This window comes from Streptomyces diastaticus subsp. diastaticus (genome assembly GCF_011170125.1).
Taxonomy (GTDB): Bacteria; Actinomycetota; Actinomycetes; order Streptomycetales; family Streptomycetaceae; genus Streptomyces; species Streptomyces diastaticus.
In genome coordinates, this window is record NZ_BLLN01000003.1 from 1,032,477 (window position 1) to 1,051,005 (window position 18,529).

Annotated in this window: 16 protein-coding genes; 12 read left to right on the forward strand and 4 right to left on the reverse strand. The window is 71.5% G+C overall.

The annotated features are described in order from the left end of the window. Positions 1-56 precede the first annotated feature (56 nt). Both Sdia_RS13015 and Sdia_RS13020 read left to right on the forward strand, forming a co-directional pair. Positions 57-758 (forward strand): HAD family hydrolase, encoded by a 702-nt coding sequence (locus tag Sdia_RS13015; RefSeq protein ID WP_100456038.1) that lies wholly within the window; start codon positions 57-59, stop codon positions 756-758. A gap of 503 nt (positions 759-1,261) precedes the next feature. Continuing rightward, complete coding sequence (locus tag Sdia_RS13020; RefSeq protein ID WP_100456037.1) at positions 1,262-2,866, forward strand: ABC transporter substrate-binding protein; 1,605 nt, start codon at positions 1,262-1,264, stop codon at positions 2,864-2,866. A gap of 85 nt (positions 2,867-2,951) precedes the next feature. Here the strand turns inward: Sdia_RS13020 and Sdia_RS13025 are convergent, their stop codons facing one another. Beyond that, positions 2,952-3,629 carry a response regulator gene (locus Sdia_RS13025; RefSeq protein ID WP_100456036.1) on the reverse strand — a complete coding sequence of 226 codons (678 nt, stop codon included), beginning with the start codon at positions 3,627-3,629 and terminating at the stop codon, positions 2,952-2,954. A 16-nt stretch (positions 3,630-3,645) separates the two neighbouring features. Continuing rightward, positions 3,646-4,632, reverse strand: a complete 987-nt coding sequence (locus tag Sdia_RS13030) for a RecB family exonuclease (RefSeq protein WP_115068491.1) — start codon at positions 4,630-4,632, stop codon at positions 3,646-3,648. A 203-nt stretch (positions 4,633-4,835) separates the two neighbouring features. On the opposite strand from Sdia_RS13030, the gene Sdia_RS13035 reads away from it, so the two are divergent. The 3 genes from Sdia_RS13035 (at position 4,836) to Sdia_RS13045 (ending at position 7,932) form a co-directional block, all read left to right on the forward strand. Further along, entirely contained in the window at positions 4,836-6,080 is a 1,245-nt protein-coding gene (locus Sdia_RS13035; RefSeq protein WP_100456034.1) for a site-2 protease family protein, read from the forward strand. Between the two features lie 82 nt (positions 6,081-6,162). Beyond that, positions 6,163-7,071: a tRNA (adenine-N1)-methyltransferase gene (locus Sdia_RS13040; RefSeq protein ID WP_124288466.1), complete on the forward strand. Its 909-nt coding sequence runs from the start codon at positions 6,163-6,165 to the stop codon at positions 7,069-7,071. Between the two features lie 255 nt (positions 7,072-7,326). Continuing rightward, positions 7,327-7,932: a hypothetical protein gene (locus Sdia_RS13045; protein ID WP_100456032.1), complete on the forward strand. Its 606-nt coding sequence runs from the start codon at positions 7,327-7,329 to the stop codon at positions 7,930-7,932. Between the two features lie 72 nt (positions 7,933-8,004). On the opposite strand, the gene Sdia_RS13050 is transcribed toward Sdia_RS13045, so the two are convergent. Further along, positions 8,005-8,313, reverse strand: coding sequence for a ferredoxin (locus Sdia_RS13050; RefSeq protein WP_100456118.1), 309 nt, complete (start codon positions 8,311-8,313; stop codon positions 8,005-8,007). 254 nt (positions 8,314-8,567) lie between these two features. Between Sdia_RS13050 and arc the strand changes: the two genes are divergently transcribed. From arc to prcA, 5 genes are all read left to right on the forward strand, one after another. Then, a complete protein-coding gene (arc, locus tag Sdia_RS13055) occupies positions 8,568-10,334 on the forward strand; it encodes a proteasome ATPase (RefSeq protein ID WP_100456031.1) in 1,767 nt (588 codons plus the stop codon). 253 nt (positions 10,335-10,587) lie between these two features. Then, the gene (dop, locus tag Sdia_RS13060; RefSeq protein ID WP_100456030.1) at positions 10,588-12,099 is read left to right on the forward strand and encodes a depupylase/deamidase Dop; all 1,512 of its coding nucleotides are present in this window, start codon (positions 10,588-10,590) and stop codon (positions 12,097-12,099) included. Between the two features lie 142 nt (positions 12,100-12,241). Next, positions 12,242-12,460 (forward strand): ubiquitin-like protein Pup, encoded by a 219-nt coding sequence (locus tag Sdia_RS13065; protein ID WP_100456029.1) that lies wholly within the window; start codon positions 12,242-12,244, stop codon positions 12,458-12,460. A gap of 282 nt (positions 12,461-12,742) precedes the next feature. Then, a complete protein-coding gene (gene prcB, locus Sdia_RS13070; RefSeq protein ID WP_100456028.1) occupies positions 12,743-13,588 on the forward strand; it encodes a proteasome subunit beta in 846 nt (281 codons plus the stop codon). Positions 13,589-13,646: 58 nt separating this feature from the next. Next, positions 13,647-14,456, forward strand: coding sequence for a proteasome subunit alpha (gene prcA, locus Sdia_RS13075; protein WP_100456027.1), 810 nt, complete (start codon positions 13,647-13,649; stop codon positions 14,454-14,456). 72 nt (positions 14,457-14,528) lie between these two features. Here prcA and Sdia_RS13080 read toward each other — a convergent pair whose 3' ends face one another. Beyond that, complete coding sequence (locus Sdia_RS13080) at positions 14,529-15,545, reverse strand: LacI family DNA-binding transcriptional regulator (protein WP_100456026.1); 1,017 nt, start codon at positions 15,543-15,545, stop codon at positions 14,529-14,531. A 202-nt stretch (positions 15,546-15,747) separates the two neighbouring features. Between Sdia_RS13080 and Sdia_RS13085 the strand changes: the two genes are divergently transcribed. Next, entirely contained in the window at positions 15,748-17,007 is a 1,260-nt protein-coding gene (locus Sdia_RS13085) for an MFS transporter (RefSeq protein ID WP_100456025.1), read from the forward strand. 9 nt (positions 17,008-17,016) lie between these two features. Further along, the gene (gene pafA, locus Sdia_RS13090) at positions 17,017-18,378 is read left to right on the forward strand and encodes a Pup--protein ligase (RefSeq protein ID WP_100456024.1); all 1,362 of its coding nucleotides are present in this window, start codon (positions 17,017-17,019) and stop codon (positions 18,376-18,378) included. The last annotated feature ends 151 nt before the right edge of the window (positions 18,379-18,529 follow it).

Sequence of the window (18,529 nt, forward strand, 5' to 3'; positions counted from 1 at the left end):
CGGGCGCCCGGCGGACGGCCCCCACCCGGCCTTCGAGTCCCTTAGGAGGTACGCAGGTGACCAGTACGGTTCCCCGCAGCGGTACCCGTTCGGCCGAAGGCTCCACGTTGCAGGCCGTCCTCCTGGACATGGACGGCACTCTGGTGGACACCGAGGGCTTCTGGTGGGAGGCGGAGGTCGAGGTCTTCGCCTCCCTCGGGCACCGGCTGGAGGAGTCCTGGCGGCACGTCGTGGTCGGCGGGCCGATGAGCCGCAGCGCCGGCTTCCTCATCGACGCCACCGGCGCCGACATCACGCTGGAGGAGGTGAGCCTGCTGCTCAACGACCGTTTCGAGCGCCGGCTCGGCTCGACCCTGCCGCTCATGCCCGGAGCCGCCCGCCTGCTGAAGGCCCTGGCCCACCACGGGATCCCGGCCGCCCTCGTCTCCGCCTCGCACCGGCGCATCATCGACCGCGTCCTCACCTCGATCGGCCACGAGCACTTCGCGCTCACCGTGGCCGGCGACGAGGTCGAGCGGACCAAGCCGCACCCCGACCCGTACCTGCTCGCCGCGCGCGGTCTGGGTGTCGACCCGACCCGTTGCGCCGTGGTGGAGGACACCGAGACCGGTGTGACCGCGGGGGAGGCGGCGGGCTGCCGGGTCATCGCCGTGCCCTCGGTCGCCCCCGTACGGGCGGCGCGCGGCCGACGGATCGTCACCACCCTCGAAGAGATCGACATGCCCTTTCTGCGCGGCATGATGACGGGAATCCACTGACCGGAAACCGCTGTCCGTGGAAAAGGCCGACCGCCTGAGAAAGGGTTTCCGGCGTGAATTCACCGATGGCGGAGGCGAATTCACGCCGGTGCCCCACGGCCGGTCACTCTCCGTATCCCTGCCGGTGAGGAACGGCACCCGGCGTCCCGGCGCGCGCGCGGACGCCGGGTCCGGTCTCGCCCGATTCGGGTGATCTTTCTCACGTGTGCCGCTGTCGACGCCGTGGAGAACCTGTGTGGACGTCCGTTTTCTTCCAGGTCGCGGGTGGCCCATGTGTCCCGATTGGTGGACCCGTGCGGAAAAGCTTCCCCACGGTGGAATTCGGTGCGTCCGCGCCCGGTTCCGCAGCGTGATTGTCCCCAACTCCGGCCGCATTCTGAGGTACTGGCTCGGGCGGACTAATGTCGTCGCGAGAACCTCGCCATACCCCCTCGCGCCGCCTCCCGGCCCCACCCCTCAGCCGCGGACAGGCGTGAGATCTACCGCTGTGGAGAACTGCGCGCATGAACCGCAAGACTTTGGTGCTGCCGGCCGTCGTCGGCCTGCTCGCCCCCGTACTCGCCGCCTGCGGCGGATCGGACGGCGCGGACCAGGGCGGCGACGCCATCGTCGTCGGCACCACCGACCGGTTCGCCGCCTCCCAGGACGCCAAGGCCCCGCTCGACCCGGCCTCCGCCTACGACGCCGGCGCCTGGAACGTGCTCCGCCAGACCATCCAGACCCTGGTGACCCTGCCCCGGGGCGGCGGCGAGCCGGTGCCCGAGGCGGCCGAGAGCTGCTCCTTCACCGACGCGGGGAACGAGCGGTACAGCTGCAAGCTCCGCGAGGGGCTGACCTTCGCCAACGGCGACGAGCTGACCGCCGAGGACGTCAAGTACTCGATCGACCGCATCATGCGGATCAAGGACGGCAACGGCCCGGTCGGTCTGCTCACCAACATCGACACCGTCGAGACCCGGGGCGAGCGGGAGGTCGTCTTCCACCTCCACAACCCCGACGCGACCTTCCCCTACAAGCTCGCCACCCCGGCGGCCGGCATCGTCAACGAGGCCGACTACCCGGCCGACAAGCTCCGTGAGGGCTTCGACGTGTCCGGCTCGGGTCCGTACACCGTCCAGACCGAGGTCGAGGACAACCAGGTCGTCAAGCTCAACTTCAGCGCCAACTCCAGCTACAAGGGGAGCCTGAAGCTGAAGAACGAGAAGGTCGTGATGCGCTCCTTCGCCGACCCCGACACCATGGGGACGGCGCTGGAGAAGGGCGAGGTCGACCTGATGACCCGGACGATCTCGCCGCAGCAGATCAAGAAGTACACCGGCGACCAGGTCGAGAAGATCCGCCTCGTCGAGATGCCCGGTCTGGAGATCCGCTACCTGGCCTTCAACACCGACGACCCCAAGGCCGACAAGGCGATACGCCAGGCCATGGGCTACCTCGTCGACCGGGGCGCCCTCACCTCGAAGGTCTACGGCACCGCCGCCGAGCCGCTCTACTCGCTGGTGCCCACCACCATCACCGGGCACACCAACTCGTTCTTCAACCAGTACGGCGAGCAGCCCGACCCGGCCAAGGCCAAGGCCGCCCTCCAGCAGGCGGGCATCGACACACCGGTCGAGCTGACGCTGAACTACACCACGGACCACTACGGCCAGGGCACCGAGGGTGAGTTCAAGGAGATCAGCCGCCAGCTCAACGCCAGCGGCCTCTTCAAGACCGACGTCAAGGGCACCGGCTGGGACAAGTACCGCGCCGCGCAGGTCAAGGGCGACTACCCGGTCTTCGGCATGGGCTGGTTCCCCGACTTCCCGGACGCGGACAACTTCCTCGCGCCCTTCCTCGACAAGGACAACTTCCTGTCCTCGCCGTACAACAACAAGAACATCCAGAACAAGCTGATCCCCGCCTCGCGCCGGGAGGCCGACCGCTCCGCCGCCGCCGACCCGATCAAGCAGATGCAGGACATCGTCGCCCAGGACGTCCCGGTCCTCCCGCTGTGGCAGGGCAAGCAGTACGTCGCCGCCCGCGACGACATCATCGGCGTCGAGTGGGCCCTCGACTCCTCCTCCAACGTCCAGCTCTGGGAGCTGGACCGCGGCGTCAGCGGCTGACCCGGCGTGACCGCACGCACGACGGTGGCCGCCCGCCCCTCACCCGGGGGCGGGCGGCCGCCGTCGTGCACGCGGGACGGGGGAGCTACTGCCCGGCCGCGCCCGGCCGCACCAGCCCGCTCTCGTAGGCGTACACGGCCGCCTGGACCCGGTCGCGCAGGCCCAGCTTGTTCAGTACGTGCCCCACATGGGTCTTGACGGTCGTCTCGCTGACGAACAGGTCCGCCGCGATCTCCGCGTTCGACAGCCCCCGCGCCACCAGCTTCAGCACCTCCACCTCGCGGTCGGTGAGGGTGTGCAGCGTGTCCGGCGCCGGTTCGTCGCCGGTCGGCAGGTGCTCCGCGTACTTGTCGAGCAGACGGCGCGTCACACTCGGGGCCAGCATCGCCTCCCCGGAGGCCACCACCCGGATCGCCTGCACCAGTTCCTGGGCCGGGGCGTCCTTCAGCAGGAATCCGCTGGCCCCCGCCCGCAGCGCCTCCACCACGTACTCGTCGAGGTCGAAGGTGGTCAGGACCAGCACCTTGGCCGGGCCGTCCCGCTCCGGTCCGGTGATCTGCCGGGTCGCCTCGACCCCGTCCATCCGGGGCATCCGGATGTCCATGAGCACCACGTCGGGCTGGAGGGCCCGCACCTGGTCGAGGGCCTGGAGCCCGTCACCGGCCTCCCCGACGACCGCGACATCCTGCTCGGCCTCCAGAATCATCCGGAACCCCGTGCGCAACAGTGGCTGGTCGTCCACCAGCAGGACGCGAATGGCCACGTCTTCTCCCCTCCGGTCAGTACGGGCTCATTCTGCCCTGCTCGGCCTCCCTGGACCCGGGCAGGCGCACCCGCAAGGGATACGGCGGGGGAGTCCCGCCGAATTCGGGACAGACCGCCTGGTGGTCGCACCAGCCGCACAGCTTGGAGGGCCTCGGCCGCCAGTCGCCCGTCCGGGTCGCCTCCTGGATCGCCTCCCAGAGCGCCAGCAGTCTGCGCTCCACGCGCTCCAGGTCCGCCATCACCGGGTCGTAGGTCCGCACCTCGCCGCTGCCCAGGTAGACCAGCTGGAGCCGGCGGGGCAGTACCCCCTTCAGCCGCCACACCACCAGGGCGTAGAACGTCATCTGGAAGAGGGCGCCCTCGGCGTACTGCGGGCGCGGAGCCTTGCCCGTCTTGTAGTCCACGATGCGTACCTCGCCGGTGGGCGCCACGTCGACCCGGTCGATGATGCCGCGCAACCGCAGCCCCGACTCCAGCTCCGCCTCGACGAACAGCTCCCGCTCGGCCGGCTCCAGCCGCGTCGGGTCCTCCAGCGTGAACCACCGCTCCACCAGCCGCCCGGCCTCGCCGAGCCACCGCTCCAGCCGCTCACCGGGGGTGCCCTCGCCCTCCTCGCCGGCGAACAGCCCGGCCAGCTCCGGCCGCTCGGCCAGCAGCCGCTCCCACTCGCCCGGCAGCAGTTCCCTGGCGCGCGGCGCCGTACGCTCGGCGGCCGGGGCGTCGAACAGCCGCTCCAGCACCGCGTGCACCAGCGTGCCGCGGGTGGCCGCCTGACTGGGCTTCTCCGGCAACCGGTCGATCACCCGGAAGCGGTACAGCAGCGGGCACTGCATGAAGTCACTCGCGCGCGAGGGCGACAGCGACACCGGCGGCCGCCGCTCCGGCCCCGCCGCGGCCACCTCACCCGCCGCGGGCCCGGCCTGCCGTGCGCCGGTCACCGGCGGCTCGACGCCCGTCCCGCCCGCCGTACCCGCCGGTTCCGCGTCCGTCCTCGTCTCCATGACCCCCGACCCTACGGCCCCCGGCGGACGGCCGGGACCGGGCAGCGCCCGGCCGCCCGCCAGGAGAGCCGCAGCCCGCGGCCGCCCGGCCTCCGCTTACCATCGACGCCAGACCCTCCCGCCCCGCACGACCGGAAGCATCAGGCCGCCGTGCAGGGGAAGACCGGGAGAGACGAACCGCACAAGGGGACCGAGGGAGCACCGTGGAAGAAAGCGGCGGCCAGAAGCGCCGGCCCGAAGGCGACGGCCGCCCGGGCGACCCCGCACCCGACAAGGCCGCCCCCGCCCGGCCCCGGGAACCGGGCGGGGGCCTGCTCATGGGCCGGTTCTTCGGCGTACCGATCTACGTCGCCCCGAGCTGGTTCGTGGTCGCCGCCCTCATCACCTGGGTGTTCGGCGGCCAGCTCGACCGGGTCCTGCCCGAGCTGGGCGGCGTCCGCTACCTCGTCTCGCTCTTCTTCGCCGTCGCCTTCTACGCCTCGGTCCTCGTCCACGAGCTGGCCCACACCGTCGTCGCCCTGCGCCAGAAGCTGCCCGTACGCCGCATCCAGCTCCAGTTCTTCGGCGGTGTCTCCGAGATCGAGAAGGAGAGCGAGACCCCCGGCCGGGAGTTCCTCCTCGCCTTCGTCGGCCCGCTGCTCTCCCTCGCCCTCGGCGGCGCCTTCTACCTCGCCCTCGACCTGGTCGAGCCCGGCACCGTGCCCGGCGTCCTGGTCGCCGGGCTCACCATCTCCAACCTCCTGGTGGCCGTCTTCAACCTGCTGCCCGGCCTGCCCCTGGACGGCGGCCGGATGCTGCGCGCCGTCGTCTGGAAGCTCACCGGCAGGCCCATGAGCGGCACCGTCGCCGCCGCCTGGGTCGGCCGCGCCCTCGCCGTCGCCGTCCTCATCGGCCTCCCGCTGCTCACCCACACCGGCACTCTCGGCGGCTCCGGCCAGGAGGCCGACGGCATGGACACGGTGATGGACGCCCTCCTCGCCGCCATCCTGGCCGCCATCATCTGGACCGGCGCCGGGAACAGCCTGCGCGTCGCCCGCCTGCGCGAACACCTGCCCGAGCTGCGGGCCCGCACCCTGACCCGCCGGGCCGTCCCCGTCGAGGAGGCCACCCCGCTCTCCGAGGCCCTGCGCCGGGCCAACGAGGCCGGGGCACGCGCCCTGGTCGTCGTCGACCCGCACGGCGACCCGGTCTCCCTGGTCCGCGAGGCCGCCATCGTCGGCGTCCCGGAGCACCGCAGGCCGTGGGTGGCGGTCGGCGGTCTCGCCCAGGAGATCACCGAGGGCATGCGCGTCCCGGCCGAGCTGGCCGGCGAGGAACTGCTGGAACTGCTCCGCGCCCACCCCGCCACCGAGTACCTGGTGGTCGAGGAGGACGGTGCGATCTACGGCGTGCTGGCCGCCTCCGACGTCGAGCGCGCCTTCGTCAAGGCGATGGCCCGGCCGAACTGAGGGCCCCCGGGCGCCGTCCGGCCCGCCGGGCTTCGCGGGCCCGCGGTCCGGGGCCCCGCCCCGGGCCCGGTAGGCTGGTCACATGTCCGAACCGACCGGTGCCGCCCGCCGTCGCGGGCCCTTCGAAGTCGGGGACCAGGTCCAGCTCACCGACCCCAAGGGACGCCACTACACCTTCACGCTCGAAGCAGGGAAGAACTTCCACACCCACAAGGGTTCCTTCCCCCACGACGAGCTGATCGGTGCTCCCGAGGGCAGCGTTGTCCGCACCACGGGAAACGTCGCCTACCTCGCTCTGCGCCCCCTGCTCCCCGACTACGTCCTGTCCATGCCCCGCGGCGCCGCCGTGGTCTACCCGAAGGACGCGGGCCAGATCCTCGCCTTCGCCGACATCTTCGCCGGCGCCCGCGTCGTCGAGGCCGGCGTCGGCTCCGGCTCCCTCAGCAGCTTCCTGCTGCGCGCCATCGGCGACCAGGGCATGCTCCACAGTTACGAGCGCCGCGCCGACTTCGCCGACATCGCCCGGCAGAACGTCGAGCGCTACTTCGGCGGACCGCACCCCGCCTGGCAGCTCACCGTGGGCGACCTCCAGGACAACCTCTGCGACACCGACGTCGACCGGGTCATCCTCGACATGCTCGCCCCCTGGGAGTGCCTGGAGGCCGTCTCCAAGGCCCTGGTCCCCGGCGGCATCCTCTGCTGCTACGTGGCGACCACCACCCAGCTGGCGCGCACCGTCGAGTCCATCCGGGAGATCGGCTGCTTCAACGAGCCGACCGCCTGGGAGTCGATGATCCGCAACTGGCACATCGAGGGCCTGGCCGTCCGCCCGGACCACCGGATGATCGGCCACACCGGCTTCCTCCTCACCGCCCGCCGCCTCGCCGACGGGGTCGAGCCCCCGATGCGCAGGCGCCGCCCCGCCAAGGGCGCCTACGGCGAGGACTACTCCGGCCCCAACGCCGACGGAGGCACCCCCACCGCGCGCTGACCCGCCGCCCCACCCGTACACCGCCGCCCGGTACGCACCCCGCGTACCGGGCGGCGGTGTCACGCGTACGGGTGAGGGCCGGGCCGTGCCCGGGACCGCCTCGCGCTCACCCGGACGGCCCCGCCCGACGACCCGACGCCGCGTCACTCCTACGGCCCTGCCGCACCCGTGGTGACCCCGCCGTTCCCCGGGCGTGTGACGTGTGGCACCATGCCGACAACCCCACCGGCACAGCCCTCACGGGAGATCCTCCTAGTGCAGCACCCCGCCGTTCCGGAACTGGCCCATACGCGCGCCCGCCCCCTCCACTGGGTGGCCACGGCCGCCGCCGTCTCCGCCGTCGTCGCCCTGACCGGCCTGCTCCAGCCCGGTCCGGCCACCGCGCAGCCCGCCGCCCAGGCCGCGCCCGCCGACCCCGGTCCCGCCAAGGAGCACCGCCCCGCGCCGCCGCCAGAGGCCCCCGGTACCGAGGGCGCCGAGTTCCCCCTCGACTGCGGCCCCGCCGACGCGGTGGTCCAGGACGAGGCAGAGGGTGACCTCGACGGCGACCACGCCCCCGAGACCGTCGCCGTGGTGCACTGCGACGCGGGGTCCGGCACCCCGCCGCGCGCCGTCTACGTCCTCACCGCGAGCCAGGACCCGAAGGGGCCGCCCCGGGTGGTCGCCACGCTCCTGGACCCGCTCGAACAGCGCGGCATAGAGTCCTTCGCCGTCCGCGACGGCGTGGTCCGCGCCACCCTGCTCGGCTACTCCTCGGTCGACATACCCCGCTGCTGCCCTGACACCCAGGAGGACGTCACCTGGCACTGGAGCGGCAAGGCCTTCCTGCGCTCCGACCCCGCCCGGTCCGCCGGCGCCTGATCCCGCACACGCGAAGGGCCCGCCTCCACCGGCCGGTGGAGGCGGGCCCGTTCAGGTACCGGTACCGGTGGGCTACGACGCCCCGGGCCCGTAGACCTCCACCCGGTCGCTCACCCGGCGGACGTGGATGCAGTCACCCGGACACTCCTTGGCCGAGTCGGCCACGTCGCGCAGCAGCGGCAGCGGCACCGGGGTGGTCGCCCCGGGCTGCTGGAGCAGTTCGTCGTCGGCGCTCTTCACGTACGCCAGGCCGTCGATGTCCAGTTCGAACACCTCGGGCGCGTACTGCACACAGATGCCGTCACCGGTACAAAGGTCCTGGTCGATCCAGACCTCCAGCGCCTCGCCGCCGCCGGGCCCGGCCTCCTCCTGCACCGTCATCTCTCCTGCCGTTTCCCGGCGCCGGACCCGTCCCGGTCGGGACAAGTCGGGATGGCGCCGACGGGTGTTGAACACCCCGACGATACAACCGGCGGCTTCCCCGGGCCCGAGGGTGGGTATGGCCTTGACGTGAGGGAGAGCGCAAGGGTGAAGATCGGACACGCCCCCGAGTCTTTGTGATCTAGGGGTTTCAACCGACACCCGCCCAGGTAGGGTCTGGAAGCGTCCAGCTCCCCTTGGAGGAGGTGAGGACCGTGGCAGCCCACGACGACGACACCAACCGCGGCATCCGCCCGGGACGCGGGTCCGAAGACCCGGCCGGGCAGATCGCCTATCTCGAGCAGGAAATCGCCGTCCTGCGCCGCAAGCTCGCCGACTCTCCGCGCCATACGAGGATTCTCGAAGAGCGGATCGTCGAGCTGCAGACCAATCTGGCCGGCGTGTCCGCGCAGAACGAGCGGCTCTCCGGCACCCTCCGCGAGGCCCGCGACCAGATCGTGGCCCTCAAGGAAGAAGTCGACCGGCTCGCGCAGCCGCCGGCCGGCTTCGGTGTCTTCCTCACGGCGAATGAGGACGGCACCGTCGACATCTTCACCGGCGGCCGCAAGCTCCGGGTCAACGTCAGCCCCGGCGTGGAACCCGAAGAGTTGCGGCGCGGCCAGGAGGTGATGCTCAACGAGGCGCTCAACGTGGTCGAGGCCATGACCTTCGAGCGCGTCGGCGAGATCGTCACCCTCAAGGAGATCCTGGAGGACGGCGACCGCGCCCTGGTCCTCGGCCACACCGACGAGGAGCGCGTGGTCCGGCTCGCCGAACCGCTCGTGGGCGTCACCATCCGCCCGGGCGACGCCCTCCTGCTCGAACCCCGCTCGGGGTACGTGTACGAGGTCATCCCCAAGAGCGAGGTCGAGGAGCTGGTCCTCGAAGAGGTGCCGGACATCGACTACACCCGGATCGGTGGTCTCGGCGGCCAGATCGAGACGATCCAGGACGCGGTCGAGCTCCCCTACCTCTACCCGGACCTCTTCAAGGAGCACGAGCTGCGCCCGCCCAAGGGCGTCCTGCTCTACGGCCCGCCCGGCTGCGGCAAGACGCTCATCGCCAAGGCCGTGGCCAACTCCCTCGCCAAGAAGGTGGCGGAGGCGACCGGGCAGCCCGCGGGGAAGAGCTTCTTCCTCAACATCAAGGGCCCCGAGCTCCTCAACAAGTACGTCGGTGAGACCGAGCGGCACATCCGCCTGGTCTTCCAGCGGGCCCGTGAGAAGGCCAGCGAGGGCACGCCCGTCATCGTCTTCTTCGACGAGATGGAATCGCTCTTCCGCACCCGCGGCTCCGGCGTCAGCTCCGATGTCGAGAACACCATCGTCCCCCAGCTCCTCGCCGAGATCGACGGCGTCGAGGGCCTGGAGAACGTCATCGTCATCGGCGCCTCCAACCGCGAGGACATGATCGACCCGGCGATCCTGCGCCCCGGCCGTCTCGATGTGAAGATCAAGATCGAGCGTCCGGACGCCGAGGCCGCCAAGGACATCTTCGCCAAGTACCTCCGCTCCAGCCTGCCGCTGCACACCGACGACCTCGCCGAGCACGGCGGCGACCGGGAAGCCACCGTCCACGGGATGATCCAGACCGTGGTCGAGCAGATGTACGCCGAGTCCGAGGAGAACCGCTTCCTCGAGGTGACGTACGCCAACGGCGACAAGGAAGTCCTGTACTTCAAGGACTTCAACTCCGGCGCCATGATCGAGAACATCGTCGGCCGTGCCAAGAAGATGGCGATCAAGGAGTTCCTGGAGCAGCAGCAGAAGGGCCTTCGCGTCTCCCACCTCATCCAGGCCTGCGTGGACGAGTTCAAGGAGAACGAGGACCTGCCGAACACCACCAACCCGGACGACTGGGCCCGCATCTCCGGCAAGAAGGGCGAGCGGATCGTCTACATCCGCACGCTCGTCACCGGCAAGCAGGGCGCGGACACCGGGCGCTCCATCGACACGGTGGCCAACACCGGGCAGTACCTGTAAAGGCTCCCCGAGCACCACGGGCCGGCTGCGGACGTCCATCCGGGCGTCCGCAGCCGGCTGCTTTCCCCGCCGCCCCGGCGGCACACCCCGAGCAAACCCCGCAATCACTCCCCACCAGCGCAAAGGCGTTCTAGGCTCGTCGGTACCACCGAGGTCGCGCGGCGCGGGGACGGCACCGCACGCGCACCCGCGAGTACCCGCGGAACTTGAGCGCCGTCCCCGCCGGGGGGCGCCGCAGGGCAAGGAGGGCCGCATGACCGTACGGCGAGTAATGGGCATCGAGACGGAGTACGGGATCTCCGTCCCCGGCCATCCCAACGCCAATGCCATGCTCACCTCGTCCCAGATCGTCAACGCCTACGCGGCGGCGATGCACCGGGCGCGCCGCGCCCGCTGGGACTTCGAGGAGGAGAACCCGCTGCGTGACGCGCGAGGCTTCGACCTCGCCCGGGACAACGCCGACGCGAGCCAGCTCACCGACGAGGACATCGGCCTGGCCAACGTCATCCTCACCAACGGCGCACGGCTCTACGTCGACCACGCGCACCCCGAGTACAGCTCGCCCGAGCTGACCAACCCGCTGGACGCCGTCCTGTGGGACAAGGCGGGGGAGCGCATCATGGCGGAGGCCGCCGAGCGCGCCGCCGCCCTGCCGGGCGCCCAGCCGATCCACCTGTACAAGAACAACACCGACAACAAGGGCGCCTCGTACGGCACGCACGAGAACTACCTGATGAGGCGGGACACCCCGTTCGCGGACATCGTGCGTCACCTGACGCCGTTCTTCGTCTCCCGCCAGGTCGTCACCGGCGCCGGCCGCGTCGGCCTCGGCCAGGACGGTTCCGACCACGGCTTCCAGCTCAGCCAGCGCGCCGACTACTTCGAGGTCGAGGTCGGCCTGGAGACGACACTCAAGCGGCCCATCGTCAACACCCGTGACGAGCCGCACGCCGACGCCGAGCGCTGGCGCCGCCTCCATGTGATCATCGGCGACGCCAACCTCTCGGAGATCTCCACCTACCTCAAGCTCGGCACCACCGCTCTGGTGCTGTCGATGATCGAGGACGGCTTCATCGCCGTGGACCTCGCCGTCGACCAGCCGGTCCGCACCCTGCACAAGGTCTCCCACGATCCGGGCCTCAAGCAGCTCATCACCCTGCGCAGCGGCCGCACCCTCACCGCCGTCCAGCTCCAGATGGAGTACTACGAGCTGGCCCGCAAGTACGTCGAGGAGCGGTACGGCGCCGACGCCGACGAGCAGACCCGGGACGTGCTGGCCCGCTGGGAGGACGTGCTGGGCAAACTGGAGAGCGACCCGATGAGCCTCGCCGACCAGCTCGACTGGGTGGCGAAGCGCCAGCTCATGGAGGGGTACCGGCGCCGCGACCAGCTCAGCTGGGACGCCCCGAGGCTCCACCTCGTCGACCTCCAGTACGCGGACGTACGCCCCGACAAGGGCCTCTACAACCGCCTGGTCGCGCGGGGGCGGATGCAGCGGCTGCTGAACGAGGCCGATGTCACCGGGGCGCGGATCAAGCCCCCGGAGGACACCCGGGCCTACTTCCGCGGACGCTGCCTGGAGCAGTACGCCGACGACGTGGCGGCGGCCTCCTGGGACTCGGTCATCTTCGACCTGCCGGGACGCGATTCGCTCCAGCGGGTGCCCACCCTGGAGCCGCTGCGCGGCACCCGGGAGCACGTCGGCCCGCTCCTGGACCGGTGCCGTACGGCACAGGAATTGGTTCAGGCCCTCTCGGGCGGCTGAAACCGGTGCTGACCGGGCATGATCCACCCGAGACCTCACGGTCCCGGGCCGGCCGGCCTTGAGGACGAGCCGGATCGAGGCCCGACTTGTAGGGTCTGATCAAGTACATCGAGTACATCGAACCGAGCGGGGTGAGGTACGGATGGCGGCCAAGGACAGCGACGGCGGACAGCAGAAGGCGAACCGCCCGACGGAATCGACCGAGGAGCACACCGAGGACGCACAGGTCTCGGAGGAGCTCAAGGAGCGCCAGGAGGCGCTGAGCGACGACGTGGACTCCGTCCTCGACGAGATCGACGACGTCCTGGAGGAGAACGCCGAGGACTTCGTCCGCGGATTCGTGCAGAAGGGTGGCGAGTAGCCGCCCCGGGGGAGTCCGACATCCCCTGGGCTCCGGCCCACCGGCGCGCGGGCGGCGTCCTGGACGCCGCCCGCTGCTGGTCAACGCCCTGGCCACGGCCGGGCACGGTGTGCGGGCGGGCGGCTCACACGAGGCGTCCGTCTTCTCCCGTATCCCAGGTGGATCACCGCCCCCGGGCGGGTAGGGTCCCTGGCGTAACGTGCTTCACCTGCTATCCGGCCACCGCACGTCGGGCACTTCCCGGCGCTCGGGTCAGGCCGCCGCCTATCCGGAAGGAAACGTGTGGAAGCCATCACTCGTAGCACCGGGCGTCTGCCGGCTGCCTTCCTGACGCCCGGGTCCTCGTCGTTCGTGGACTTCCTGTCGGAGCATCAGCCCGAGATGCTGCCGGGCAACCGCCGGCTCCCGCCCGTGCAGGGCGCGGTGCAGGCCCCGCACGGCACCACCATCGTGGCGAGCACCTTCCCCGGCGGGGTCGTCCTCGCCGGCGACCGGCGCGCCACCATGGGGAACGTCATCGCCCAGCGCGACATCGAGAAGGTCTTCCCGGCCGACGAGCACTCGGCCGTGGGCATCGCCGGGACCGCCGGTCTCGCGGTGGAGATGGTCAAGCTCTTCCAGCTGGAGCTGGAGCACTTCGAGAAGGTGGAAGGCGCTCAGCTCTCCCTGGAGGGCAAGGCCAACCGCCTCTCCACGATGATCCGCTCCAACCTCGGCATGGCCATGCAGGGGCTCGCGGTCGTCCCTCTCTTCGTCGGGTTCGACGTGGACCGCGAGCGCGGCCGCATCTTCTCCTACGACGTCACCGGCGGCCGCTCGGAGGAGCACGGCTTCGCGGCGACGGGCTCCGGCTCGACCTTCGCCCGCGGCTCCATGAAGAAGCTCTACCGGGACGACCTGACGGAGGAACAGGCCACCACACTCGTGGTCCAGGCGCTCTACGACGCGGCGGACGACGACTCGGCGACCGGCGGCCCGGACGTCGCCCGGCGGATCTACCCGATCGTCACCGTGATCACGGACGACGGCTTCCGGCGGCTGACGGAGGAGCAGACCTCCGACATCGCGCGGGCGGTGCTGGACCGGCGCATGGAGCAGCCCGACGGGCCCCGTGCGTCACTGCTGTAGGCCGCGGCCCGTGCCGCCTGGATTGTTTGGGTCACCGACAGAAAGGGACGGATAGCCGGTGTCGACGCCGTTCTATGTCTCACCACAGCAGGCCATGGCCGACCGGGCGGAATACGCCCGCAAAGGCATCGCCCGCGGACGGAGCCTCGTGGTGCTCCAGTACACCGACGGCATCGTGTTCGTCGGTGAGAATCCGTCCCGCGCACTGCACAAGTTCAGCGAGATCTACGACCGGATCGGATTCGCCGCCGCCGGTAAGTACAACGAATACGAGAATCTGCGGATCGGGGGCGTGCGCTATGCCGATCTGCGCGGATACACCTACGACCGCGACGACGTGACGGCGCGTGGCCTGGCCAATGTGTACGCCCAGACCCTCGGCACCATCTTCTCCAGCAACGGCGAGAAGCCGTACGAGGTGGAGCTGGTCGTCGCCGAGGTCGGCGAGGACGCCTCGGGCGACCAGATCTACCGCCTGCCGCACGACGGCTCGATCGTCGACGAACACGGCTCGGTCGCGGTCGGCGGCAACGCCGAGCAGATCAGCGCCTACCTGGACCAGCGCCACGAGGACGCGATGACGCTCGCCCAGGCGCTGCGTCTGGCGGTCGGCGCCCTCTCCCGCGACACCAACGGCAGCGAGCGCGAGATCCCCGCCGAGCGGCTGGAGGTCGCGGTGCTCGACCGCACCAGGCCGCAGCGGCGCAAGTTCAAGCGTGTCGCCGGCACCCGGCTCGCCCGGCTCCTGGAAGAGGGCGCGGGCGGGACGGCGGCCGCCTCCTCTTCGGCGGCCGAGGAGGACGAGGAGCTGGACCTGCCCGACCTGCCGGGCGACGACGGCCCCTCGGGCTCCGGCTCGCAGAGCTGACCGGTTCCGGCCGCTTCGGCCGGAACCGGCGCGGTGCCCCGCACCGCCCCACCGGCGCGGTGCGGGGCACCGTCATCTCCGGGCGGGTACGGGACCGGTGGAGCCGCGCACGGTCAGGCTGACCGGCAGTTCCGCGTCGGCCGGTGAACCGCCGTCCACCGCGGTGAGCAGCGCCGTCATCCCGCGAGCGCCGAACTCCTCCGCCGGCAGCGTGACCGTGGTCAGCTCCGGCTCGACGGCCGTGGCCAGAGTCAGGTCGTCGAACCCGGAGACGGACAGTTCCTCGGGGACCCGCAGGCCCAGCCTGCGCGCGGCCTTGCACGCCCCCGCGGCCAGCAGGTCGTCGTCGCAGACCAGCGCGGTCGGGCGCGGCCCGGGAGCCGTGAGCAGGGCGGTCGCGGCGGCCTGCGCCTGGGCCACACCGAGCGCGCACCGGTGAGTCTCCAGCCGGGCGCCGGGCACGGCGGCCACCGAGCCGGCCAGGGCGGCGGCGCGTACCTCGAAGGTCCAGGAGTCGACGTCGGCGGCGAGGTGGGCGAGGCGGCGGTGGCCGAGGCCCAGCAGGTGCCCGGCGGCCTGGCGCATGCCGTCGGCGATGGCGAGGTTGACGGTGGCGGTGCCCGGCCCGGTGGCCGGGTCGCTGTCGAGCATCACCAGCGGCAGGGTGCCCGCCCCGATTCCGCTGAGCGCCTGGGCCGCCATCGAGGAGGCGAGGACGCCGTCGAGGGCGGCGGGCGCCGAGGCGAAGGGATCGGTGGCCGGTCCGGTGCCCTCCGGCGAGGGGTAGAGGAGGACGCCGAAGCCGTGCGCGGCGGCGACGGCGGCGGCCCCCTCGTGGACGCGGGCGAAGAACTCGTTGGTGAGTGTGGGCACCACCAGCAGTGCTGTGCGGGTCCGCCCGGTCCGGAGGTCGCGGGCGGCGAGATTCGGCCGGTAGCCGAGCGTCCGGGCCGCCTCGCGGACCCGCTCGGCGGTGGCCGCCGAGACCCGGCCCGGCCACTTGCCGCCGAGGACCAGGGAGACGGCGGCCTGCGAGACCCCGGCGGCGCGGGCGACGTCCTTGCTGGTGGGCCGGGATGCGGCGGACAAAGCGGCGGGTCCTCTCGGCGGGGTCTGGACGGGGGCGAATCCGGTGCGGGCGGTGCGCGGACACCGGGGCGGCGCGGGCGCACGCCGCGGCGAGGACCGGCCGGGACCGTCCCGTCCCTCCCCGCCACCTGGACCCCGGCTGCCCGCACATGGTACGTATGACGCCGACGTTATACGTAACACTTCAGGTGAGGGGCTGCCGATGGCGGCGGGATACGGGGAACTGCTGCGCGCGCGGCACGCGGCGCGGCTGCTCTGCGGCACTCTGGTCGGCCGCCTCCCCAGCGCGACCGGGCACATCGCGATCGTGCTCTTCGTCCGCTCCGAGGGCGGCGGCTACGCCCTGGCCGGCGCCCTCGCGGCGGTCTACGGCCTGGCCACCGCGGTCGGCCAGCCGCTGCTCGGCCGCGCCGTCGACCTGTACGGCCAGCCGCGCGTCATGCTGCCCGCCGCCGTCCTCTCCGGCATCGGCATGACGGCCCTCGCCGTCGTCGGCACCGACCCGCTGCTGCCCGCCTACGCGGCCGTGGTGGTGGCCGGGATGTGCACCCCGCCGCTGGAGGGCGGGCTGCGGGCGCTGTGGCCCGGCGTGCTGGGGCGCGAGGACCGGGTGCACGCGGCGTACGCGCTGGACGCGGTCGCGCAGGAGGTGATGTTCACGGCCGGACCGCTGCTCGTCACGGTCTTCGTCGCCTGGTGGTCGCCGGGCGCCGCCCTCCTGGTGATCAACGTTCTCGGGGTGCTCGGCGCGCTCTCGGTCGTCGTCTCCGAGCCCTCCCGGCGCTGGCGCTCCGCGCCCCGTGAGGCGCACTGGCTCGGTGCCCTGCGTTCGCCCGGGCTGCTGGCCCTGCTCGGCTCCTTCCTCTTCGTCGGCGTCGCGCTCGGCTCGATCACGGTGGCCGCCGTCGCCTACGCCGACGACCACGGGCGGGAGTCGGTCTACGGCTGGCTGATGGCCGCGCTCGGCCTCGGCGCCCTGATCGGCGGGGCGGTCTACGGCGCGCGCCGGTGGGCCGGCGAGCCCGAGCGGCGGTTGCGCGTCCTGGTGGGTCTGCTGGCCCTCGGCTACCTGCCGCTCTCCCTCACCCCCGGGGTGGCCGCCATGACCGGCCTGGCCGTGGTCTCCGGGGTCTTCCTGGCGCCCGCGCTCGCCTGCGCCTTCGTGGTGGTGGACCGGCACGCGCCGCCAGGGACCGTGACCGAGGCGTTCTCCTGGCTGGTCACCGTCTTCGGCGTCGGTGCCGCGCTGGGCACCGGGGTAGCGGGGCCGGCCGTCGAATGGGGCGGCACCGCGCCCGGGTTCCGGGTGGCCGGGGCGGGGGGAGCGGCCGCCCTGCTGGTGCTGCTGGCGACCGCGCGGGTGCTGAACGGGCGCGGCCGGCGCGGCGTTCCGGTGGTCTCTTCCGAAAATGATCGAAACGGGGCTGTCGAACCCGGTTTCAGCGCGGGACATCAGGCGTAATGTTCAGTCATGGACCGCCGCATTTTCGGGCTGGAGAACGAGTACGGCGTCACGTGCACGTTCAGGGGACAGCGCCGTCTGTCGCCTGACGAGGTGGCGCGCTACCTCTTCCGCCGCGTTGTGTCATGGGGCCGCAGCAGCAATGTGTTCCTGCGGAACGGCGCCCGCTTGTATCTCGATGTGGGTTCGCACCCGGAATACGCCACACCGGAATGCGACGACATCACCGAACTGGTGACCCACGACAAGTCCGGCGAACGCATCCTCGAGGGGTTGCTCGTCGACGCCGAACGCCGCCTGCACGAGGAGGGAATCGCGGGCGACGTCTATCTCTTCAAGAACAACACCGACTCCGCAGGGAACTCCTACGGCTGCCACGAGAACTACCTCGTGGCCCGGCACGGGGAGTTCTCGCGCCTCGCGGACATCCTCATCCCCTTCCTCGTCACCCGGCAGCTCATCTGCGGGGCCGGCAAGGTGCTCCAGACCCCCAGGGGCGCGGTGTACTGCGTCAGCCAGCGTGCCGAGCACATCTGGGAGGGCGTCAGCTCCGCGACGACCCGCTCCCGCCCGATCATCAACACCCGCGACGAACCGCACGCCGACGCCGAGCGCTACCGCCGCCTGCACGTCATCGTCGGCGACTCGAACATGTCCGAGACCACCATGCTCCTCAAGGTCGGCGCCACCGACCTGGTGCTCCGCATGATCGAGGCCGGCACGGTGATGCGCGACCTCACCCTGGAGAACCCGATCCGGGCCATCCGCGAGGTGAGCCACGACACCACCGGCCGCCGCAAGGTCCGCCTGGCCAGCGGCCGCGAGGCCTCCGCCCTGGAGGTCCAGCGGGAGTACTACGAGAAGGCCGTGGACTTCGTGGACCGCCGCGGCATCCGCGCCGGCACCATCGCGCAGGTCCTGGAGCTGTGGGGCCGCACGCTCGACGCGATCGAGGAGGAGGACCTCGACAGGGTCGCCACCGAGATCGACTGGGTCATGAAGTACAAGCTCCTGGAGCGGTACCGGGCCAAGCACAACATGACCATGTCCCACCCCCGGGTGGCCCAGATAGACCTCGCCTACCACGACATCCACCGCAGGCGCGGCCTCTACTACCTCCTGGAGAAGAACGGCCAGGCCGCCCGCGTCTGCAACGACCTGAAGATCTTCGAAGGCAAGTCCGTCCCCCCGCAGACCACCCGGGCCCGGCTGCGCGGCGACTTCATCCGCAGGGCGCAGGAGCAGCGCCGCGACTTCACCGTCGACTGGGTCCACCTCAAACTCAACGACCAGGCGCAGCGCACAGTGCTCTGCAAGGACCCCTTCCGGTCGGTCGACGACCGGGTGGAGAAGCTCATCGCCGGTATGTGACAGCGCCGGGATGTGACACACCGCTCCTCCACCGCCGTGGACCGGCGATGACCAGGGCCCCTCGTCCGTGTGACGAGGGGCCCGTTCCATGCCGTACGGGAACAGTGGGGTGGCTGGGCCGTAGAGTGGCGGGACTGACGTGTTTCCCAGT